Annotated in this window: 18 protein-coding genes; 10 read left to right on the forward strand and 8 right to left on the reverse strand. The window is 38.8% G+C overall.

Annotation, left to right across the window (positions count from 1 at the left end; genetic code table 11):
- Positions 1 to 351 precede the first annotated feature (351 nt).
- The 6 genes from ACTB0Y_RS08860 to ACTB0Y_RS08885 form a co-directional block, all read right to left on the reverse strand.
- A complete protein-coding gene (locus tag ACTB0Y_RS08860; protein ID WP_463206456.1) occupies positions 352 to 4,281 on the reverse strand; it encodes a PAS domain-containing protein in 3,930 nt (1,309 codons plus the stop codon).
- Positions 4,281 to 4,976, reverse strand: a complete 696-nt coding sequence (locus ACTB0Y_RS08865) for a LytR/AlgR family response regulator transcription factor (RefSeq protein ID WP_463206457.1) — start codon at positions 4,974 to 4,976, stop codon at positions 4,281 to 4,283. The genes ACTB0Y_RS08860 and ACTB0Y_RS08865 overlap by 1 nt, the downstream gene beginning before the upstream one ends.
- 267 nt (positions 4,977 to 5,243) lie before the next feature.
- On the reverse strand, positions 5,244 to 6,260 hold the full coding sequence (locus ACTB0Y_RS08870; protein ID WP_463206458.1) for a branched-chain amino acid aminotransferase: 1,017 nt from the start codon (positions 6,258 to 6,260) through the stop codon (positions 5,244 to 5,246).
- 97 nt (positions 6,261 to 6,357) lie between these two features.
- Complete coding sequence (locus ACTB0Y_RS08875; RefSeq protein WP_463206459.1) at positions 6,358 to 7,200, reverse strand: universal stress protein; 843 nt, start codon at positions 7,198 to 7,200, stop codon at positions 6,358 to 6,360.
- 48 nt (positions 7,201 to 7,248) lie between these two features.
- Positions 7,249 to 8,994 carry an adenylate/guanylate cyclase domain-containing protein gene (locus ACTB0Y_RS08880; RefSeq protein WP_463206460.1) on the reverse strand — a complete coding sequence of 582 codons (1,746 nt, stop codon included), beginning with the start codon at positions 8,992 to 8,994 and terminating at the stop codon, positions 7,249 to 7,251.
- Between the two features lie 148 nt (positions 8,995 to 9,142).
- Positions 9,143 to 10,327, reverse strand: a complete 1,185-nt coding sequence (locus ACTB0Y_RS08885) for a phosphoglycerate kinase (RefSeq protein WP_463206461.1) — start codon at positions 10,325 to 10,327, stop codon at positions 9,143 to 9,145.
- Between the two features lie 174 nt (positions 10,328 to 10,501).
- Here ACTB0Y_RS08885 and ACTB0Y_RS08890 point away from each other — a divergent pair, with 174 nt between their 5' ends.
- The 10 genes from ACTB0Y_RS08890 to ACTB0Y_RS08935 all read left to right on the forward strand — a co-directional run bounded on the left by ACTB0Y_RS08890 (position 10,502) and on the right by ACTB0Y_RS08935 (position 20,644).
- The gene (locus ACTB0Y_RS08890) at positions 10,502 to 11,635 is read left to right on the forward strand and encodes a DNA polymerase III subunit (RefSeq protein ID WP_463206462.1); all 1,134 of its coding nucleotides are present in this window, start codon (positions 10,502 to 10,504) and stop codon (positions 11,633 to 11,635) included.
- A 167-nt stretch (positions 11,636 to 11,802) separates the two neighbouring features.
- On the forward strand, positions 11,803 to 12,957 hold the full coding sequence (locus ACTB0Y_RS08895) for a PSP1 domain-containing protein (RefSeq protein ID WP_463206463.1): 1,155 nt from the start codon (positions 11,803 to 11,805) through the stop codon (positions 12,955 to 12,957).
- A complete protein-coding gene (locus ACTB0Y_RS08900) occupies positions 12,944 to 13,408 on the forward strand; it encodes a gliding motility lipoprotein GldH (protein WP_463206464.1) in 465 nt (154 codons plus the stop codon). Before ACTB0Y_RS08895 ends, ACTB0Y_RS08900 begins: the two co-directional genes overlap by 14 nt.
- Positions 13,409 to 13,410: 2 nt before the next feature.
- Entirely contained in the window at positions 13,411 to 14,127 is a 717-nt protein-coding gene (trmB, locus tag ACTB0Y_RS08905) for a tRNA (guanosine(46)-N7)-methyltransferase TrmB (protein ID WP_463206465.1), read from the forward strand.
- Complete coding sequence (locus tag ACTB0Y_RS08910) at positions 14,111 to 14,428, forward strand: MGMT family protein (protein ID WP_463206466.1); 318 nt, start codon at positions 14,111 to 14,113, stop codon at positions 14,426 to 14,428. Before trmB ends, ACTB0Y_RS08910 begins: the two co-directional genes overlap by 17 nt.
- A gap of 12 nt (positions 14,429 to 14,440) precedes the next feature.
- Positions 14,441 to 15,541: an Mrp/NBP35 family ATP-binding protein gene (locus tag ACTB0Y_RS08915; protein ID WP_463206467.1), complete on the forward strand. Its 1,101-nt coding sequence runs from the start codon at positions 14,441 to 14,443 to the stop codon at positions 15,539 to 15,541.
- Positions 15,542 to 15,583: 42 nt separating this feature from the next.
- Positions 15,584 to 18,244, forward strand: coding sequence for a type IX secretion system periplasmic lipoprotein PorW/SprE (porW, locus tag ACTB0Y_RS08920; protein ID WP_463206468.1), 2,661 nt, complete (start codon positions 15,584 to 15,586; stop codon positions 18,242 to 18,244).
- A 39-nt stretch (positions 18,245 to 18,283) separates the two neighbouring features.
- Positions 18,284 to 19,834: a T9SS response regulator signal transducer PorX gene (porX, locus tag ACTB0Y_RS08925; protein WP_463206469.1), complete on the forward strand. Its 1,551-nt coding sequence runs from the start codon at positions 18,284 to 18,286 to the stop codon at positions 19,832 to 19,834.
- Positions 19,831 to 20,259 (forward strand): tRNA (adenosine(37)-N6)-threonylcarbamoyltransferase complex ATPase subunit type 1 TsaE, encoded by a 429-nt coding sequence (gene tsaE / locus ACTB0Y_RS08930; RefSeq protein WP_463206470.1) that lies wholly within the window; start codon positions 19,831 to 19,833, stop codon positions 20,257 to 20,259. Before porX ends, tsaE begins: the two co-directional genes overlap by 4 nt.
- On the forward strand, positions 20,252 to 20,644 hold the full coding sequence (locus ACTB0Y_RS08935) for a hypothetical protein (protein ID WP_463206471.1): 393 nt from the start codon (positions 20,252 to 20,254) through the stop codon (positions 20,642 to 20,644). The genes tsaE and ACTB0Y_RS08935 overlap by 8 nt, the downstream gene beginning before the upstream one ends.
- Before the next feature lie 7 nt (positions 20,645 to 20,651).
- Here ACTB0Y_RS08935 and ACTB0Y_RS08940 read toward each other — a convergent pair whose 3' ends face one another.
- Together ACTB0Y_RS08940 and rnr are read right to left on the reverse strand one after the other, a co-directional pair.
- On the reverse strand, positions 20,652 to 21,134 hold the full coding sequence (locus ACTB0Y_RS08940) for a YpsA SLOG family protein (RefSeq protein ID WP_463206472.1): 483 nt from the start codon (positions 21,132 to 21,134) through the stop codon (positions 20,652 to 20,654).
- Positions 21,135 to 21,146: 12 nt separating this feature from the next.
- A complete protein-coding gene (gene rnr, locus ACTB0Y_RS08945; protein WP_463206473.1) occupies positions 21,147 to 23,288 on the reverse strand; it encodes a ribonuclease R in 2,142 nt (713 codons plus the stop codon).
- Between the last annotated feature and the right edge of the window lie 133 nt (positions 23,289 to 23,421).

Raw genomic sequence — 23,421 nt, forward strand, 5'->3', positions numbered from 1 at the left:
GTTTATAATTTTGATTTCAATGGTCATATAGAGCTCGCCACAAAAAATACAATAAGTAACATGCTATTTTATAGTTGTTTAATAATAAAATACGTTCGAAACTAAGTTTTAGTCGTGGCTCGGTTCGAAAAGTTCAAGTTCAGTGCCTGTCCCGAGAATCAGGAGCTAGACCTTTCCAAAAAAAAGCCTGTTTTCAGAAAGGGCGTAACCATCGGCCGCCTAAGGCTTGCCGACAGCGCAGCGCAGAAACTTTAGCTCATAGCCTGTCCCGATTATTCCATCGGGAAGCACATTTTAGATTATTATGAATGCGAATAAATTGGACTTTTCGGGCAAGCACTATTTAGTTTATTACTCACGATTTGGAAGGGTAACGATAAATGTGCTCCCTTTTCCGGGCTCACTCTGCACCTTAATGGTGCCACCATTCATTTCTACAAAATCTTTGGAAAGAATTAGTCCTAAACCTGTTCCTCGCTCTTTATCAGTTCCCAGAGTAGAAAAATGCGTTTCTGTGCGGAAAAGTTTTTCCTGTACTTCTGGCTTTATGCCAATACCGGAATCTTTCACAAAAAGCTTTACGCCATCTTTCGATTCCTCAAAATACAAGTCTATTTTTCCTCCTGAGGGAGTAAACTTCAAAGCATTGAACATGAGATTTCTGACTACCGTTTTTATCATGTGCTCGTCAAAATAGGCATAAATGGGTTCTTCATAGTTTACATTTACTTCTATTTTTTTTCGTTCGGCAAGCGGCAAAAGCAACTCAGCCATTTCTTCGACTACAGCGGTAATATCGTCGAAATCGGGATAATACTTTATTCGACCTTGCTGATGACGGGCCCAATCCAACAGGTTCTCCAGTAGATTATAGGAATTTTGGGCACTCCGTTGCAGTTTACTCACATAATTCAGTAGCGTGGTTTTATCAGAAGTAGCAATATTTTGCATAATTATATTGGTCATATTGACAAAATTCCCAAACGGGCTTCGCAAGTCGTGTCCTATGATACTAAAAAACTTATCTTTTGTAGCATTTAATGTTTTAAGCTGGTCGCGTTGTTTTTCAATTTGGACTTCTGCATTTTTCAGGGCAGTAATATCACTATCAATGGCTATAATCTGAACAATGTTGCCATCATTGTCGCGGATTGGAGTTAAGGTAGTTTGTGCCCATATTTTTTTGCCATCACGGGTAGTGTTTTGGGATTCATAGGTTATAGAACTTTTATTTTCTGGCCAACTTCTGATATCCTGTCTTATTTTTTCATTGGAACTCATATTAAAAACATTCCCGCGCTTTTCCCGCAAATCTTTAAGTGTAAATCCATACAGCCTGGTAAAACCTTCGTTAACCCACAATAAGGAGCCCTTTTTATCTGTTAAAATCACTGCATTATCTGTTTCCCTTGCAATGATGGAAAGCCGTTGAAGCTCCTGATTTTTCTCGGCGAGTTCCTTGCTTTTTCGCTCCAACTCTTCTTTCTGAAAACGCACTTCTTCCTCCGCGTTTTTTAGCTGAGTAATGTTTGTATCAATGGCAATAAACTGCTCGGGTTCCCCCGAATCATTAAACACAGGTGTAAATGTGGTATGAATCCACAACCCTTCATGCCCTTTTGATAAAGTAAAATATTCATATTGAACAGATTTCTTCTCCTTTAAGGCTTCTTCATATGCCTTTTGAATATGTGGATATTCACTGTTTTCGAACAAAAAATTACCTCTTTCAGCCATAAAGTCTTCGCAGGTATATCCATAAAGTTTTTCGAAGGCCTCGTTACAATAATCAAGCTTGCCGTCTTTATTGAAAATGGCCACAGCATTTCCTGCTTTTTCAGCCACAATGGAGAGTTCCTTTAATTTTTTATTATTTTCTTTCAATATATCGGCCACCTGCATTACTTCCTCATTTCTATCTAAAAGTTGCTGCGTGCGCTCTTGTATTATACGCTCCAGCTTTTCTTTCGATTTTCGCAATTGCTTTGTTCTGTAACGTATGGCCAGCAGCATCACAAAACCCCAAACCAACACATAAAATATATATGCATAAGTAGTGCGATAAATTGGTGGGCTAATTGTAACAATTAGTAACTTCCGCTTAACTGATTCACCAAAAGTATTGCGGGCACGTGCAAAAAGTGTGTACCTACCTGGTGGTAAATTAGTATAGCTTTTTGTAAACTGCTGACTCCATGGCTCATACTGTTCTTCAAACCCTTTCAGAAAGAAGCTGATTTCGTTACCGGTGTGGTTGTAATAATAAGGTATGCTTGCTGTAACTGAAATACTATTTTGTCCATAATCAAGCTCAGTCTGCAATGGTTCACTTTGCTGATAAACCTGCCTCCATTCGCCATTTCCATATTTGATGGCGCTGAAATAAATGGAAAATTTACGTGATATAGGTCGTTGCTCGTGAAACAGATAATGGTACAAACCGTTCTCCGTACCAATCCACACTTCACTGCTGTCAATCAATGCAGCATGCGTTACACTATATGGCAATCGCATTAATGTGGTACTATCAATATCGAATCCTTTTTTAGTAGCAAAATAGATGGTTTTTTCTCTAATACTTGTAAATCCTTCAATGCTTTTGTAAATGGTATCTGTTTTTTCATGCTCCTTTAAAAGAGGGATAAACTGGTCAAGAGTAAAGTCATAAGTATATAGCTGCGGGTAGGCAGAATAAAGCAATTGTTCTTTGGTTTTTTGAAACTGAAGGGCTCGTAGAGATTTTATACCATTTGTAGTATCTTTTAAATCAAGAACCGGAGCCACCTGGTATTCCAATAATTCTTTTAACTGAGTTTTACCCAGCCTGTAAAATCCCTTATAACTGGCAGCAATCCAGAGGTTTCCCTTTTCATCTTGCGCTATATCACGGACTTGTTGTTTTATGCTTCCAAATTCATGTACTAAGTTCCAACTGCTGCCATTTTTCTTTAACAATAGCAAACCGGTTCTGGTCCCAACAAACATATAATCAGGATAGTCCGGATAAACATACATCGAATATATATCAGGATATTCAAAGACCCGGGTAGCTTTTGAATGCTCAACCTTGAATACCCCCTCAGCTGTAGATACCAGTAATTTGGCCTTGTTTCGATCCTTAATTTCAAGCATATTCCAGGCCTGCATATTGATATTTTCTACCTTCTGGAAACTTCTTTCATGCATTGGCGCTTGTGGATCGAGCCAAAATAATCCAAAACCAGTGGCTACGTATATCTTTTTATTAAATTTCTCAATGGCAGAAACAGTACCTTTTATACCTGATTTATAATCATAATGGGTAATGGGTAAACCCAATTCTATTAGGCTTAAGCCCATATCCTGCGCAAGCCATACAGCACCATTTTCAGTGCATGTGAAATCATAAACTGCATCGGTTAGCAACTGATTATCTGTACTAAAATGATATTTTAAATTACCTTGTAAATCAATTATAAAAAATCCGGCATGGGTGGTTGCAATACCTATTAAATTAGGGCAAACCAATTTGGCCTGATATACTGTACTCACTTTCAACAAATCATCCACAGCAGTAGTGAATGGTTTAATCTGTTCAATACGATTAGCTTCCTGATTGAAAATCACCTTAAAAAGTCCGTGGTGTTTTGTTGCCACAATATGCGAAGAATCTTGCTTGAAAATGGCATGCACTTGCCGTTGTTCAAAGAATTCGCTATTTTCAACCTTCATAAGGCTATCTTTTTTATATCGGAACAACCCTCCTCCGATTTGTTGCACTATACAATGATTTTGAACCTTAAAAGCCAGATAAAAATATTGATGATTACCAGGAATAACCTGTATGCGATTATCATAATACGAAAACACGTAATTATCTGTTAAAAACAAAGTCGTATCTGCAAGGGAAACTGTGCTCCAGACATCAGTAAATTCGATATCCTGACCTAAAATGGAATCTAAAGAATGATATTCACGATGCCTTGTGGTGTCTGGTGATATATAACCAAAATCCCCTATTGACCCAACATATAGGGTGCCGTCATCTGCAAAACTAAATGAGCGAATTGTGCTTTGTTGTGGTGTTTGTATTAAGTCCCATTGATTACCATTATAAGTCATTATTCCATCCTGATTGGCAACCCAAACTACATTGTTTGAATCGGTTACGATGGCCCAATTTTGTGTTTGACCCGGATAGTCGGCTGGCAAAAAATTGTGTACAAACAGGCGCCCCTGTCCCAAAACACTGAAGGTACTGATGATAAAAAAGAATATGAGGGAAGTTTTAATATTAACCATCAAATAAGCCGGTTCAATTTATTTTGTACTTCTTCTTTATAATTTCTGCCCACAGGAAGTTCTTTTTCTCCCACATCAATTAAAGATGAAGTGAAAGACTGTATCTTGTCCAGAGCAACAATTATGGAGCGGTGAATGCGCATAAAACGGTCGGAGGGTAGTTTTGCTTCAAAATCTGATAAATGCTGATGGGTAATTACTTTTTTCTCCGTGGTAACGATGCGTACATAATCCCTAAGGCTTTCGATATAAATTATATTGCTCATTTCTACTCTCACCATCCGCTTATTTTCATTCACATAGAAATAGTCTTCATCAAATTCAATGGATTTTTCGTCTGAACGAATTTTACCAACGGCTTTTAAAAACCGCTCGAAGGTTACGGGTTTTAATATAAAATCATCAACATCTAGGTCAAACCCCTCTACAGCATAATCTTTATTGGCAGAACAGATAATAACATGTGGTTTACGCTCAACGGTCTTCAAAAAATCGATACCACTCAGCCCGGGCATTTCAATGTCGAGAAAAAGGAGGTCTATTTTTTCCTGTATTAGAACCTCATGGGCTTCAATTGCATTCTCGCAGTTAGCCGTTAACTCCAAATATGGCACTTGACTTATATAACTTGCCATGACTTCTCTGGCGACTTCTTCATCATCTACGATTAAGCATTTAAACTTAGTATCTGTCATTACTTTATGCTTCTTTATGGTAAAAATAATAATTATCCTAAAAGAGCGGAAGAAAACATCACACAAAGATACCGGATTAAAAAAACAACCATAAGAAAATAAGTAAATGAGAACTATTTTTTGGTATTTCGAAAATAGTTTGTACTTTTAATGTTGAGTAACAAACGGGTAGTAGCTTTTTCATAAGCGGAAGAAGGGCTGTTCCAATTCTGGAGCAGCCTTATTTTTTTGCATAAAAAAGGCCGGTTACCCGGCCCCTTATATTTTTTAAACAATAGTTACCCAGTTATGTGGATCTGGCTTATCGCCATACTGAATAGCCCGAAGCTCATCGTATAATTTTTGGCTGACGGGTCCTACATTTCCATCTTTGGAATACACGTACGCTTTACCCGTTTCCCGGTCTACAATTTTGCCAATTGGCGAAATAACAGCTGCTGTACCACAAGCACCGCACTCTTCAAATGTTTCAAGTTCTTCTACAGGTATTGGCCTGCGTTCAGCTTTAAGTCCCATGTCCTCGGCCAGCTGAATCAAACTTTTATTGGTAATGGAAGGTAAAATAGAAGACGATTTTGGTGTAATGTAAGTGTTTTCTTTTATTCCGAAGAAATTTGCCGGACCACACTCATCTATATATGCTTTCTCTTTAGCATCGAGATAAAGTGCTGCTGCATAACCTTCATCGTGTGCACGTTCACCAGACTTTAATGATGCTGCGTAGTTGCCGCCTACTTTTAATGTTCCTGTACCTAATGGTGCAGCACGGTCGGCATCGCGTACAATTTGTACACTTACCGGCTTGAACCCCTCTTTAAAATAGGGACCTACCGGCATTACAAAAATGGCAAATATATACTCATTCGAAGGTTTTACGCCAACCTGAGCGCCAGAACCGAATAATACAGGACGTATATACAAAGATGCTTCTGTTTCGCGTGGTGGCACATAATCTTTATTCAACTCAATTACTTTAAAAAGCATTTCCTTGAACAACTTTTCAGGCACTTTAGCCATCATAATTCCTTCGGAGGAATTAGTGAGACGCTTAAAATTTTCATCCCAGCGGAATACTCTTATTTTGCCATCTTTACCCCGAAAAGCCTTCATGCCCTCGAAAGCCTGCTGGCCATAATGCAACCCTGAAGCTGCCATGCTCACTTCTAATGTGTCTTTCTCGCTTACTTCAATATCGCTCCACTGGCCATTTTTGAAGTAGGCTCGCACATTGTAATCAGTTTTATAATATCCGAATCCTAATTTACTCCAATCTATATTTTTCATAATAACAATAGTTAAGTTGTTTACACTTGTCACAAATGTAAACAATTCAACCGGATTTTACAATGAAAGAATTGTGTTACGCAATATAAAAAGAGGTCTAAATAAAACTGGAATACTTCGACAAATCTGCCCTTGGTGGAATACACATCACAGGGATATCAAAGGATTCCTGGTTCTTACCGCTAAGCCATTTTAAGTAATATTTAGCGGTCATCATAATCATGTCAGCTTCAATTACACTGGCAAAGTTAAATATTGCGTTTTTGAAAGACTCTTTTTTCTTAGCTGTTTTTACACCATAAATAATATTTTGCTTATCAAGCATTTTCTTGGTGAAATAAACATTATTGGCAAGATCTTTCTTTCTGAAATCATCTGTTAGAAATGGCTTCATCAGGTTTATATTACACTGATAATAATTCGACATGTAAATAATCCAGGCTAATGATTCCCGATACCTGCGATCATCGTCAATTGGAACAACAATTTCTTTATAGTAATCATGAGCAGGTGGTGTTTCAACAATAATGAAAGGAATAAATGCGCCTTTTAAAATCCGTAAAAAATCTCTTACACTCAAAGTGTTTTTATTACCCTCCACGGCCCTGAACATCACCATCAGGTTTGCGTTCACTGTGTAGATAATTTCCTTCGCAATTTGTTTGGCTTTTCCCTGTCTGACAAAAGCTCTACATTCAAGATCAAAGTCTTTACTGATTTCTTCGGCCCGGGATATCAATTTGGTTTCGATGTTCTTCAGCTCATCTTCTTTGAGCTTTTTACTATAGTTGCCAAAAATTCCGCCTCTGACGTTGTTTAGATATAAAAGGGCAATACCGTTGTTAACAACTTTGGCTAACTGCACTGCGTGTTTGAGTGCAATTTCTGAACCTTCAGAAAAATCCCAGGGTACAACAATGTATTTCTTTTTTGGACTCATAGAATTGGGCATTTCAATGGGTAAATCTACGAAATTTTTTCAATATAACTATTTTTTTAATTGTTTCCGAATGTTTTCCAACTGCTTTTTTTTATTAACATCACGTAAGCGCTTAGCAGTGTCCGTAAAGTATTGATGTGACTCAATAAATTTTATTTGTATTTGGTTCCATTTATCGTAATTATCATCTATGAATTTAAACTCCACAAGCTCCTTAAACAGCGTCTCTGAAACGGGTATAAAGTCTGCGCGACCAAGATAGTCCAGATCTGCATCACAAATGATCATTTCAAGTTTATTTTTAGGCTCTGGTGGCAATTTTGTAGCATAGATCAGATCGGCTACAGCTTCTATTTGCTCCTGACTGTAATGAAAACGTGGCAGCATTTCCCTGGCTAATTGTATGCCAAGCAATTCATGGTCTTTGTACCCTCGTGTAAAGCCTGCATCATGAAACAAAGCTGCTGTTTTCACCAAAAGCATGTCGTGCTCCGACACACCCTCCTGCCTGCCAACAAGTTCGACCTGAGTAACAACATCAATGGTGTGTTTTATATTATGATACGTTAAATTATCGGGTAGCTGGTGTTCAAGCAAGTCCATAACCTCTTCTTCCATATCATCGAAACGGATAAATGCCAGCTTGGTGTAAAAGTCCTCACTCGGAATAGAGCCTTGCTTTTTGACAGATAAATGCGGACGAAAGCCTTCAATAAAATACATATCCACATCACCGCGGTATTTAACCGGCATTTTACCATGATAATTACAAATAAAGTAATCGCGTATGAGCTCATAGGTATTCCCGCTAATATTTGTTCTACCTATTTCCCCCGAAGATTCCATGCGGCTTGCAATATTAACGGTTTCTCCCCATATGTCGTAGGCTTGCTTTTTAAAACCATCTTTACCTGCAAACACAGGACCTGTATGTATTCCAATACGCAAACCCCATATTCTGTTTTCTGAATCCGGATATTTTGTTTTCAGTTCCTCTATATACGTTTGCATCTCGAGTGCAGCCAAAACCACCTCTATTGGATTTGTCCGGTTCTTTTTTGGTATTCCGCCAGCACACATATAAGTGTCGCCAACAGTTTTTATTTTTTGAATATTGTATTTCTTGACTGTCTGATCAAATCTATAGAAAAACTTATCCAGGTCATCTACGAGTTTATCCGGATTGTCTTTTGAGGTCAACTTACTAAATCCGGAAACATCGGAAAATAAGACGGTAACCATTTTGTACCGTTTTGATTTCCCATGCACTTTTAGTTCCTCTGCTTCTTCTTTTGGCAAACGTTCTGCTAATTTGGCTTCATAAGATTGCCTTTGCTCTATCATTCTCTCGGTTGTTTTTTGGAGGCGCAATTCCAAATCTAATCGCTCAACCGAAAACCGATATTTAAAATACCTTACAATAAACCAGATAAGACTTAGCAAAAACAACGAAGCGCTAATCCAGAACCAAACAGATATTACCGGTTGTGTTTTTACCACTAACCTAGCTTCTTCAATGGTGCCGTCAGGGTGCTTAATGTATAAAATATGATCTTCATTGATAGAAGCATAAAAAGTAGCTACATTGGATTCATTACGCTGCCATTGGCTATTATCGCTGAAACGATATTGTGATTTTTCAGGTATCTGTACCTTTAGCAATAAGCTGTCGGTTTTAATAATTTTTACCTGATTGGAATGATGCTTTTCGATCACAACCTTATATTTATCAGCAGCTTGCAACGAAAACACAGAAAAAATAAGAATAAATATGGGGGTAAGTCGTGTTTTCACTTTTTTGTGATCAATTTAAAGTTAAGATTATTAAATCCCAAATTTATTTAATATTCATAATAAATTAGTCCTGCATTTTTGTATAAAAACAAAAAAAGGATCGTGATAAATAGCTCACGACCCTTAAACCAACAAAAATTTTTAAAAATTAATCTATTGCTGCAATTCCCGGCAACTTTTTACCTTCAATATATTCAAGCATGGCGCCGCCACCGGTTGAAACATAACTAACCTCATTGGCCAGCCCTGATTTATTAAGTGCAGAAACCGAGTCTCCTCCGCCCACAAGTGAATACGAGCCTTTATCAGTAGCATCGGCAATCATTTGTGCAATACCAAATGTACCTTTAGCAAATTTCTCCATTTCGAAAACTCCTACAGGTCCGTTCCACAATATGGTTTTTGATTTTGAAATAATATCACCAAGTTTTGTAAGTGTTTCAGGACCAATATCCATACCCATCCAACCATCGTCAACAGCATCGGCTGGTGTTACTTTGGTTTTTGCATCAGCTTTAAAGGCGTCGCCATTAACAGAATCAACAGGTAATATTATTTCGGTGTCATTCTTTGCTGCAGCTTCCATCACTTTTTTGGCTGTATCAAGATATTCCTCTTCTACCATCGAACTACCAACTTTTCCGCCCTGTGCTTTAATAAAAGTATATGCCATGGCTCCTCCAATAACAAGTTTATCAACATTGCTAAGCAGCTGCTCAATGACAATAATTTTACTCGAAACTTTTGCGCCGCCAATAATGGCTGTATATCCTTTTTTTGGAGCATTCAATGCTTTGTCGAGGTGCTGAATCTCGTTAGTCATTACTTTACCAAACATTTTATTGGAACCAAAAAGTGCAGCAATAATTGAAGTGGATGCATGAGCACGGTGAGCAGTAGCAAAGGCATCATTTATATATACATCGGCTCCTTCGGCAAGTTTTTTGGCAAACTCGGCATCACCTTTTGTCTCTTCCGGATAGAACCGCAAGTTCTCAAGTAAAAGAATTTCTCCGGGAGCAAGTTCTTTTTTAGCATTAACAGCCTTCTCACCAATACAATCAGAAACAAAAATTACATCCTTTCCGGTTAATTTTTCCAGCGCAGGCACTACGTGTTTCAAAGAATATTTCTCCTCCTGACCTTTTGGACGGCCAAGGTGAGACATCAATACTACACTGCCTCCACCTTTAAGCACTTCCTTAATAGTAGGCATAGTAGCTTTTATGCGCGAATCATCTGTCACTTCAAACTGATCGTTTAGTGGAACATTGAAATCTACCCTGATAAGGGCTTTTTTGTTTTTAAAATTATAAGCGGTAATGTCCTGCATAATTAATTAGGTTTATTATTGGGTTATGATAATCAAATTTACAAAATTTCTAACTTTACCAGCGCGAAATAAAATCAATTTGCAATTAAAATTAATACATAATTCGTGCAGAAAAGGCATGAAAGAACGGTTTTTTTTTACGCACACGTTTACGGAAAGCAAAAAAATGTTGATATGAAATTTAGTGAAGTACTGGGACAAGAGCAGGTAAAAAAGCAATTAACAGGTATGGCCGCATCAGGCCGTATAAGCCACAACCTATTATTTGCCGGACCCAAAGGAAGTGGCAAATTACCCCTGGCCATTGCATTTGCACAATTTTTATTATGCGAAAACCCCTCTGAAACCGATTCCTGTGGCGTATGCAGTTCCTGTAAACGTATTGCTAATTTGGAACACCCAGACCTCCACCTTGTATACCCGGTAATCAAGAAAAAATCCACAGACAAGCCTAAAAGCGAAGACTTTATAGGATTATTCCGGGAACTCTACAAATCGCAACCTTACTTTTCCTATATCGACTGGGTCGTAAAACTTAATGCAGAAAATAAGCAAGCTGGAATTTTTGTCAGCGAAAATGATGCTCTGATGCACCAACTCAGCTTAAAAAGCTATGGTGGAAAATACAAGGTGTTCATTTTTTGGATGATGGAGAAGGTCAACATGGAAACAGCCAACAAATTACTTAAGGCGCTTGAGGAACCACCGGAGAACACCATATTTCTACTCATCAGCGATCGCACGGAACTCATTCTGCCCACCATTATCAGTCGCGCACAACTTATTCGCTCACAAATTTTACAACCTGACGAAATTGCAGATGGCCTCAAGAAACAACACCAACTATCGGACAAAGAGGCACAAAAACTGGCCGTATTTGCCGATGGCAGTTTCAACAAAGCCATTTCGCTCGTAGCAAACACTGAAGAGCTGGGTAAAAACCTCGAACGTTTTGCCGATTACTTTCGGATGAGTTACGCATTTAATATTGAAGAAATCAATAAGATTGTCAACAATTTTAAAACCATATCGCGCGACAATATTGTAGAATTTCTGCAGTATTGCCTGTTTTTAGTTCGAAATAATATGGCGCTGAACATGCAACTCGAAGATATGGTGCATATGACTGAAGAAGAACGCAAATTTTCAATCAACTTTTCAAAGATGATTAGTCCGGATAAAGCAGTCCTGCTTTCACGCGACATTGAACAAGCCATTTTTCATATCACGCGAAATGTGAATACAAAGCTTGTAATGTTCGATTTGGCCATAAAAATTCATGAAAACCTCAAAAGCAGTAAAAAATAACAACCTGGCTTAATACAAACCTTTTTGAACAAGGATAAACAAGCTGGCCTGCGACTATTTATACAAGAAAATTGGCAATGAACTCTACTAAAGCCATTAAAATTAGTATTTTTGTAAGTTGAGAAACGCATACGGTAAAGAAAGCCGTATTACAAAAATAGTTTGACATGAGTAGCAGAGTTGAAAACATATGCGGGTGTTACGAGAACAGAGCTCATGCCAACAGGGAGTGCTTATCAGGGTGTGGATCAAAACTAAACGTACACAATTGGATGTACAGAATGGTTCAGCCCAGCGCCATTAACGATGTAGTAGAAGTTCGTTTTAAAAATACAAGAAAAGGATTTCATAAAAACGTGAACCAACTCAACCTCAGGGTTGGCGATATCGTGGCAGTTGAAGCATCACCGGGGCATGACATTGGAATAATTACCCTTACAGGAGAGCTCGTACGCGAGCAAATGAAAAAATATAAAGTTCCGGCCGGAGCTGAACTCAAAAAAGTTTACCGAAAAGCCAAACAAGCCGACATCGATAAATGGAAAGAAGCGAAAGACCTTGAGCACGAAACCATGATTGAATCGCGAAAAATTACACGCGATTTAAGATTAAACATGAAAATTGGCGATGTTGAGTATCAGGGCGACCGCACAAAGGCAATATTCTATTACATAGCCGAAGAGCGGGTAGATTTTCGCCAACTCATTAAAGTGCTGGCTGAAAGATTCCGTATAAGAGTAGAGATGAAACAAATTGGCGCACGCCAGGAAGCGGGCCTTATCGGAGGAATCGGGTCTTGTGGACGTGAGCTCTGTTGTTCTACATGGATTAGCGATTTTGTATCTGTTACAACCAACGCTGCCAGAGTACAACAATTAAGCCTGAACCCGCAAAAACTGGCAGGCCAGTGCGGAAAACTTAAATGCTGCCTTAATTTCGAGCTTGACAGCTATATTGATGCCCAAAAAGATTTTCCACCAAGCGACAAAGAAATTAAATCCAAGCTGGGCACGGCTTATCATCAAAAAACCGATGTTTTCCGTCGCATTATGTATTATTTGGCAGTAGCAGAAACAAGCACAACATTCATAGCTTTGACACCAGAACGAGTCAAAGAAATTATACAGGCAAACAAAAAAGGTGTTGAAGTTGAAACATGGAAAGAACAAACCATAGATATCAACACCACGGGTAACAAAGCAGAACTGGACTACACCAATTCCGTAGGTACAGAAAGTCTAACCCGTTTCGATAGCAACCAAAAGAAAAACCCAAAGCGACGCAAAAAACGCCGTAATCCTCGTAGAAATGAAAAACGTTAGCATTTTTTTATTATTGGTTCTGTTTTCATTATCAGGATGTGACAGAAACAGTATTTATGATCAATACCGAAGCATGCCTGAAGAAGAATGGCATATGGATTCGCTGAAAAAATACGAATTTACCATAAAAGACTCTATGGCCATTTACAGCATGTACCTCAACATACGCAATACAGGCCAATACAGTTTTTCTAACCTGATTGTTTTTGTCGATACAGACATGCCCGGACAACAACACATAAGAGATACCGTTAACTGTATTCTGGCTGACGCAAAAGGCAAATGGCTTGGCTCCGGATTCGGAAGCATCTGGACGAGTAAAATTCCATACAAAACAAGGGTCCGTTTTCCAAGATCAGGAGAATATGAGCTTATTTTACAACATGGCATGCGTAAAGAAAAACTTGAAGGAATTACAGACATAGGCGTAAGAATTGAAAAACTGAACTAACGGTGGGAAAAAGCAAGCTGGCGAAATTCGAAGAAAACAAATCCTTTACACATGTAATTGAGCCATCACTGGATGCATACCTGAACAAAGACCACGAGCTCAAAGGCAATTGGCACAAAGAAATATTCAAAAACAAGAACCCCATAGTTTTGGAATTGGGATGCGGAAAAGGTGAGTACGCGGTGAATATGGCAGAAAAACATCCTGAAAAAAACTTTCTCGGTATTGATATTAAAGGAGCACGAATATGGAAAGGCGCTAAAAACAGCAATCAAAGGGGCATAACAAATGTTTTTTTCTTAAGAACCAGAATTGAATTTTTACCGCATTTCTTTGCAGATAATGAGGTCTCTGAAATATGGATTACATTTCCTGATCCACAACGAAAAAAACGAAGAAGAAAAAAACGTTTAACGCACACTTCGTTTTTAAAAATGTATCAGAAAATATTAAACAAAGAGGGAGAAATACATCTGAAAACAGACAGTATTTTTTTATATCGCTACACAAAAGAAATATTGGAAAGCAATAATCAACAAATACTGGCAAGTACCAAAAACTTATACCATGGTAAACATTATAAAGATGAGTTAACCATAAAAACGCATTACGAAGCATTGTATTTAGAAGGAAACCCAACCATAACCTATTTAAAGTTTCAATTGGACAAGCATACACAATTGACAGAACCAGAAACAGAAGATGAAGCATTTCTATGAAAAAGTATATGAAATTGCGCGGCAAGTGCCCGCGGGAAAAGTCACCACCTATGGATTGATTGCACGCCACCTGGGCAGCCCTCAGTCGGCCAGAATGGTGGGCTGGGCCCTTAATGCCAGAAAGACATGGTTAGATGGTATACCAGCACATCGCGTGGTAAACAGAAAAGGGTTACTCACAGGCAACAAATACTTCCCTGGCAACAGCATGGCCGAATTATTACAAAACGAAGGCATAGAAATTGCTAACAACCAAATTATAAATTTAGATAATTACCTTTGGGACCCTTCCCAATTTTAAAACCAACAAATTATGGCATTAACAACCAAACAAATTTTTACTGTATTACGCACAGTAAAACATCCAAAAGAAAATAAAGACATCATATCTCTGGGCATGGTCCAGGAACTGGAAGTTGAAGGAAAGAAAGTAAACTTCACCCTCGTATTCCCTATTGACACTGACCCCAACATTGAAACCATTCGCAAAGCATGTGTTCAGGCACTGGAAAAAGAATTGGGTGATGAAATTGAAATAAGGGGAAATATTAACATCAAAGCCCTGCAAAAAGAAGAAGACAATTCAGCAATGGGTAAAGTTAAAAATATTGTTGCTGTCGCTTCGGGTAAAGGCGGTGTTGGTAAATCAACAGTTGCCGTAAACCTGGCTGTGGCCCTTGCCAACACCGGAGCCAAAGTAGCCTTGTTAGATGCAGACATCTATGGTCCATCGATCCCCAAAATGCTTGATATCGAAAATGAAAGGCCTCAAGTGATTAAAGAAAACGGCCAGGAAATGATTATTCCCGTTGAGAAATACGGAATTAAAACACTCTCCATTGGATTTTTTGTAAACCCCGACGACGCATTAATCTGGAGAGGAGCTATGGCCACAAGCGCTATCAAACAATTGTTACTTCAAGCCAAGTGGGGCGAAATTGATTACATGGTAGTTGACCTCCCACCCGGCACTGGTGATATTCACCTGACAATAGTACAAACAGTGCCGCTAAATGGAGGAATTATGGTTTCTACACCACAAGAAGTAGCCATAGCCGATGTAAAAAAAGCCATGAGTATGTTCCATCAAAAAACCATTAATGTGCCGGTGCTCGGTGTGGTAGAAAACATGGCCTGGTTTACACCAGAAGAATTACCCGACAACAAATACTACCTGTTTGGTAAAGACGGAGCGAAACGTTTTGCCAACGAAAACGGGCTAACACTGTTAGGCCAGATTCCTATTGTACAAGGGGTAATGGAAAGTGGCGAAAAAGGCATACCTGCCGCAGCTGATGCCGACAGCATTTTGGGAAAACAATTCTCAGAACTGGCTAATAATGTGGTGGAAGCAGTAAAAATTCGCAATGATGAGTTGCCACCAACTGAACCCGTACAAATTACCAGAAAATAATTGTACTAATTTTACGTTCAAAACCACAAAACATACAAACTTTTGAAACGCAGAATTCGCAATATAACCATTATAGCAGTCCTCATTGGAGGGCTGCTATATTCTTGCTCTACTGAAAAAAACACGGCCATAAGAAGGGTTTATCATAACATTACAGCCTATTTTAATGCTTTGTACAATGCCCAGGATGCATATAAGTCAGGTCAGAAAAGGTTAATGAATGAGCCCAACGACAATTATGCCCGTATGCTGAATATTTTTTACTATTCAAATGAGGGTGCTGCTACAGCTATAAATAGCGATATGGGCAGGGTGCAGGAAAAAGCATCGAAAGTGATAAAAAAACACTCCATTACAGCAAGACCGGAAAAAAGAAAAAGAAAAAACCGCGAATTCAACGACTTACCAGAATATTGCAAACATGTAGATGATGCCTACCTTTTAAAAGGCAAAGCTGAACTTTACAAGCACGAATATTTCCAGGCCATTGAAACATTCCGTTTCATCATACGCGAATACTCCATGATGCCCATCAAATACGATGGTCAACTATGGCTTGCAAGAACCTACCTGGAAATGGACAAATACGACCGTGCAAAAGAACTTATTGAACTGATGCAGGGGGATAATCAATTCCCTAAAAAACTGAAAAAACAACTTTTCCTCACAGTAGCAGAATATCACAAAAAACAATATCAGCTGCAGGAAGCTGCTAAACAGCTTGAAAAAGCCATCCCACTAACAAAAAACAAAACAAAAAAATACCGCTACCATTACATTCTTGCTCAAATTTATCAGGAACTCGAAAAAAACGATAAAGCCAATGAAAATTATGCCATCGTGATGCGCAAAAACCCCATTTATGAAATGGTTTTTAATGCGCGCATCAATATGGCACAATTATACCGCACCACACAGGGATCAGCTGAAGATTTGCAAAAAGAGCTGAAAAAAATGCTCACGGATGAAAAAAACAAAGAATTTCAGGACCAAATATACTTTGCGCTGGGTTCGATAGAAGAAAATAAAGGCAACATATCCGAAGCCTTAAAATATTACCGCAAATCTGCCGCGGTTTCTGTGCAAAACAACTATCAAAAAACCGAATCTTACCTGGCGGTTGCCGAAATTTATTTTGAACAACCCGACTATAAAAACGCGCAACTATATTACGACAGTGCAATGGGATTTATTGACAAAACCCGTCGTAATTACAATGAAATCTACAATAAATCAAGAAACCTTAATGAGCTTGTAACGCACATTACAACAATCGAACATCAGGATAGCCTGCAGCGCGTAGCTGCCATGAGTGAATCAAAACGCATGGCGCTGATTGATCAGATTATTCAGAACCTGATTGAAGAAGAAAAACGCCAAATGGAAGAAGAACGCATGAACAGGCTGGCCATGCAAAACCAACAACAAAACAAACGTACTACACAAGGTGGAGGTTGGTATTTTTATAATCCCACCGCTGTAAGTATGGGAGAAAGCGCATTTATACAAAAGTGGGGAAAAAGAAAACTTGAAGACCATTGGCGCCGAAGCAACAAAAGCCAGATGACAAGCGAACCACTGGCTGAAGATGCTCAAGGCGAAGACTCAACTAAAGTTACCGACAATAAAAAACGCGAATATTATCTGCAAGACCTGCCCTTAACCGATAGCGCACTGGCAGTATCTGATTCTTTAATACAACATGCTTTTTACGAACTCGGAAATGTATACCGAATAAAACTCGAAAATTTACCCAAAGCAACCGACACATACGAGGAGCTACTGAGCCGCTTCCCCGGTTTTGATAAAATAACTACAGTATACTATCGCATGTACAAAATGTATGAAGAAATGCGCGAAAGCGAAAAAGCCGAGCGATACCGTAACATCATCATACAGCAGTACCCAAAATCGCTTTATGCCCGATTAATGACGAACCCGGATTATATTAAAAAAATACAGGAAAAAGAGCAACAGGTAAAATTCTTTTATCGTACTACCTGGCGATTATTTAAAAACGGAGACTACCAACAGGTAATTAATAATTTTAGAAGAGCAGATACGGCTTTTACTGATCATCAATTATACAGCAAATTTGCACTTTTAAATACCATAGCCAAAGGCCAAATGGCCGATTCTACGACGTTTGTTGCTTATCTGAAAGATTATGTAAAACAATTCCCCAAAGGCAATGAAACGCCTTATGCCAAAGACCTTGTGCGTTATATGACCACAGACCAGACCAAACCACAAGGGGTAGAGCAAAAAGAACAAAAAACCATTGCTGAAGAAACCAAAAAAGAAATTCAGGTTGACTTTAAAATGCAGGAACGCGTTCCACACTATTATGTAAGTATCATAGACACAAGAAATGCAAGTGCAAACCTGGTAAAATTCAATATTTCCAATTTCAATATCGATTATTACAGTATACTCGACTTTAAAGTTAAAGACTTTGTTTTCTCTGCCGACTTCAAAGCCATAACCGTTGAGCCATTTACGACCTGGTACAACGCAATGAACTACTTCGAATCTATAGATTACGTTAAAGAAGTATACGAAGACATCTCTAAAAATAATTACATTCATTTTGTCATCTCCGAAGAAAACTACAAAAAGCTCTTTGAAACAAAAGCCATCAACCAGTATTTGGAATTCTTCAAAGAAAATTATGTGAAAAGACGCGAGCAGGCCAATGAATAAACAATATTTCGTAGAAATTACGTTATCAAAAGAAAAACCATGCGCACAATTAAAATTCTTTGGGTCGATGATGAAATAGAATTGCTCAAACCACACATCCTTTTTCTTGAAAAGAAAGGCTATCACGTCACAACTGCCAATAATGGCGAAGATGGCATTAAAACATTACAAGAAAGCCCATTCGACATTGTATTTCTGGATGAAAACATGCCGGGGGTGTCTGGCTTAGAGGCCCTTCAGCGCATGAAAGAGTTACGAAACGAAGTGCCAATAGTTATGATCACCAAAAGCGAAGAAGAACAAATTATGGAGGAAGCTATTGGCAGCAAAATACAAGATTATCTCATAAAACCAGTTAATCCCAATCAAATATTACTATCGCTCAAAAAAAACATTGACCATACAAGACTGGTAAGCGAAAAAACCACTTCTTCATACCAAACGGCTTTTAGCCAAATCGGGATGCAAATAAATGACTGCAGAACCTTTCAGGATTGGGCCAAAGTGTATGAAAAAATTGTGTATTGGGAAACAGAACTCCAGCAAAACGGCGTAGAAGGCATGGAAGAAGTGGTGCAAATGCAAAAATCTTCGGCCAATACTGAGTTTTATAAATTCATCAAAAAAAACTATCAAAACTGGTTTCATGGCGACGAGGACAGACCGCTTATGGTGCACCAAATAATGAAACAGCGCGTGCTGCCTATGGCCGATAAAGAAAAAATACTACTCATTGTAATAGATAACCTACGATTAGATCAGTACCGCATGCTGAAGCCATTATTCTCGCAAATTTACGACATTGAGCACGAAGAAATAATTTCAAGTATACTGCCCACGGCAACGCAATACGCCAGAAATGCATTGTTTGCCGGCCTGATGCCCTCCGAAATTGAAAAAATCTATCCTGATATGTGGCTCAACGATGAAGAGGAAGGAGGGAAAAACCAACACGAAGAGGAGCTACTTGCAAACACCTTAAGGCGCTTCGGCAAGAATTATAAATGGTTTTACGAAAAAATAACTAATCAGTCGCATGGACGAAAGGTTCTTGAAAAAGCAAAACGCATAGAAGAGCATCAGCTCTCGGTATTGATATATAATTTTGTGGATATGCTTTCGCATGCCCGCACCGAAATGGATTTTATAAAAGAACTGGCTAACGACGAAGCTGCCTACAGGTCATTAACCATCTCCTGGTTTGAACACTCAAATCTCTACGAAGTACTTAAACACGCCAGTGAAAAAGGAATAAAGGTAGTAATTACCACGGACCATGGATCAGTACGTATCAACAACCCTGTAAAAGTTATAGGCGACCGGAAAACCACAACAAACTTGCGTTATAAGCATGGACGCAACCTAAATTACAATCATAAAGAAGTATTTGAAATTACTAAACCAAAAGATGTTTATTTACCCACACCGCATATAAGTTCAAGATATATTTTTGCCAAAGAACAGGACTTTTTTGCATATCCAAACAACTACAATCACTACGTGAAATATTATAAAGACACCTTTCAGCATGGAGGTGTATCTTTGGAAGAACTTTTGATACCATTTGCCGTATTAAAGCCAAAATCATGAATAAAGAATTTCGCATAAAAAATATTGGAGACCTAAAGGCAGTGGCCGATGAGTTGCTTCAGAACAATGAAACTCCGGATGTTTGGGCATTTTATGGCGAAATGGGTGCAGGCAAAACCACTTTTATTAAGCAAATATGCCAGGAGTTAAATGTGGTACAACAGGTCACCAGCCCAACCTTTAACCTAATAAACGAATACGAAACCACAAGTGGTAAGCGGGTTTATCATTTCGATTTTTACAGGCTAAATGAGTTCGAAGAAGCCATGAATATAGGCACTATGGAATATTTCGATTCAGGCGAACTTTGTCTGCTTGAATGGCCGGAAAAAGTGGAACCAATTTTGCCGGATAAAATTAGAAATATTTATATTCGAATAATTGATAAAGATCAAAGAATTATTAAAATAAGTGACAATGAGTGAATCGTCGCGCAGACCATTCAGCGAACTAATAACCGAATTAATCGCACTTTACCACGAACTTCGGAAGGAAGGTGAGTTTAACCACCCCGATATAGAAATTGACGGGAACGTGGATTTTCTGTTAAATCATTTTGATTCTATTCGGGACAACATGGACGAAAAAGCTTTCGAAAATATGGGAGAACCTGTAAGAGATTTGCTTGAAAACCTTTTGACAGAGCTACGCCGGGAAGTAAAAAACACACCAGCATCACCACAGGAAGAGCCACAACCGCAAAAAACATCAGAAAGCGAACTCAATTCAATTGACAAAAAACTTCAGCAAGAAGACCTTAGTGTAGAAGAAATAAATAAACTTTTGGACCAGCGCGCTAAGTTATCCTGAGCATCTTTTATCCCTCACTTGTAAAAAATTCCACCAACCACTCATAACATAACTTTTCAAGGCTTGGTGCAACTGATCTTGGTGGCCCGGCAATGTTAAGTACTTCCACATCGTGTTTCATCAACCATTCCTTTAGTTTGAGGTCTTTTTCAGGATCTTCTATAGCCAGCGGTAATAATGGTTTGTTATAGTGATTGGCCGCCTTAATGGTTAGCTGAGTCCCTACATCAGTAATGAGCTCTTTCGAACTAATGACAAGTGTGGCATCTGCATCGCGTACATTCCACGCCGTTCGCTGCGACCGGGCCACATCAGGTCCTAAAGAGCCGCATGATTCTGGGGTGGGTGCTAAATCAAAGTCCATAACAGCACCTGTTTCATCACGACCATCCGGCGGACACCATCCACCATAGGGCATTTGAGCATCTACAGCTGCACGCAATGCGCCCTGATCCACTCCGGTTTGTCCTCCTGAAACTATTTTTTGCAAATTCTTCATTTTCTACTCCTCCCGAATAAGTTCAAAATCAAGTTGTTTCTTTAACAAATTAGCTCCGGCAACTTGTATGCGTATTTCATCTCCCAATTGATATTTTCGTTTATGCTGATTACCAGTAATGGCCATCTCTTCTTCATCAAAAATATAATAATCATCGTCGAGCGACTGCAAAGAAACCAGTCCCTCACAACCATTCTCGCTTATCTCCACATACATACCCCAATGGGTAACACCCGAAATTACGCCGTCAAACTCCTCTCCCATATGATCGCGCATAAATTCTACCTGCTTGTATTTGATGGAAGCACGCTCAGCAGCCACAGCCTTTTGTTCCATATCTGAAGAATGGTCGCAGCGATCTTCCAACTTCTGAGCCGGGTATGATTTGGCACCATCCATATAATCGGCCAACAGGCGGTGCACCATCATGTCGGGATAGCGCCGAATGGGCGACGTAAAATGTGTATAATATTCGAATGCCAGTCCATAGTGTCCAATATTAAACGTAGAATAAACGGCTTTGGCCATAGAGCGCACAGACAACACCTCTATAAGATGCCTGTACGGTTTATCTTTGGCGTCCTCAATCATATTATTTAATGATTTGGCCATTTTGGTTTTGCCGTCGGTTTCTATATGATAGCCAAACCGTTTTACAAAACGCGATAAATGCTGAAGTTTTTCAGGGTTGGGTTTATCATGAATACGATATACAAATGCTTTTTTACGACCAGTTGATAAAACATTAATATGGTTGGCTACAGTGCGATTTGCCAGCAACATAAACTCCTCAATAAGTTGATTGGCTTCTTTGCTCGATTTGAAATATACACCCGTCGGGGTTCCATCTTCTTTAAGATGAAATTTAACCTCTTTTCGTTCAAAATTAATTGAACCTTCTTTATAGCGTCGTTTGCGGAGTATCTGTCCCAAATCATTTAGCTTCACCATTTCATTGGCCAATTTTCCTTCTCCGGTATCAATCATTTCCTGTGCATCTTCATATGCCAACCTGTGATCAGAATTGATGATAGTACGATCAATGTAATATTTCAGTACATTAGCATCATCATCCATTTCAAAAACCACAGCAAAGCATAATTTATCTTCATTTGGACGCAGGGAACATACTCCATTACTCAGCCGCTCTGGCAACATGGGTACTACCCGGTCTACCAAATAAACCGAAGTGGCACGATCATACGCCTCCTTGTCCAGCACACTGGCAGGGGTAATGTAGTGAGTAACATCGGCAATATGCACACCTATTTCCCAATTATTGTTCTTCAGCCGTTTTATGGAAATGGCATCATCAAAATCTTTGGCATCTGCCGGGTCAATTGTAAAGGTTAGTACATCCCGAAAATCGGTGCGTTTTTTTATTTCTGCAGCGTCAATGGTTTCAGAAATTTTTTCAGCATGTTCAAGTACCTTCTCAGGAAACCTTAAGGGCAAATCGAATTCGGCAAGAATAGCATGCATTTCTGCATTATTTTCACCTGCCTGCCCAAGCACTTCTACAATCTTACCTACCGGATTTTTTGCTTCAGCGGGCCATTCTCTAATTGTGGCCACCACCTTATCGTTATCACGTGCATCTCCAATGGATGATGGCGGGATAAAAATATCGTAGGGCATTTGGGGGCTGTCAGGAATCAAAAAAGCATAATGTTTAGACACTTTTAAAATGCCCACAAACTGCTCTTTGCCTCTTTCCACAATTTCTATCACTTCTCCTTCACTCATCTTCTGCTTTCGTGCGTAGATAAACACCTTTACAATATCGTTATGCAGGGCATGATTTAAATTGCCCTGCGATATCATAATTTCCTCTCCCACATCTTCGCTAATAAGCGTTGCCGGCCGCTTTCGATTTAGATGAATACGGCCTGTAATATAGGCTCCTGCTTTATTAAGTTTATAACTTCCCCTGCTCGACATTTTAACCATACCCTCATTGGTTAATTCCTCAAGGGCTTTATTAACCAGCATGCGTTTGTCCTGTCCGGAAATTCTAAGAGCTTTGCTCACCTGCTTGTAATTAAAACTTTTCCCAGGGTTATCCTCTAAGAACTGGACAATTTTATTTTTTAGCTGTCGCTTATTTAGCGATTTACCTTTTTTCTTTTTCTTACTTTTTGCCATGTATCAGCGTTTATTTGCCACAAATTACTAAAAAAATCAGTGAATTATACCCGTTCACCATATTAAATCGTGTTTCAGAAAAAAATTAGAATTAAAAAAACACACGATATCTGTTTATCATGTTCGGTTTTAA

It is taken from the genome of Salinivirga sp. (genome assembly GCF_055145285.1).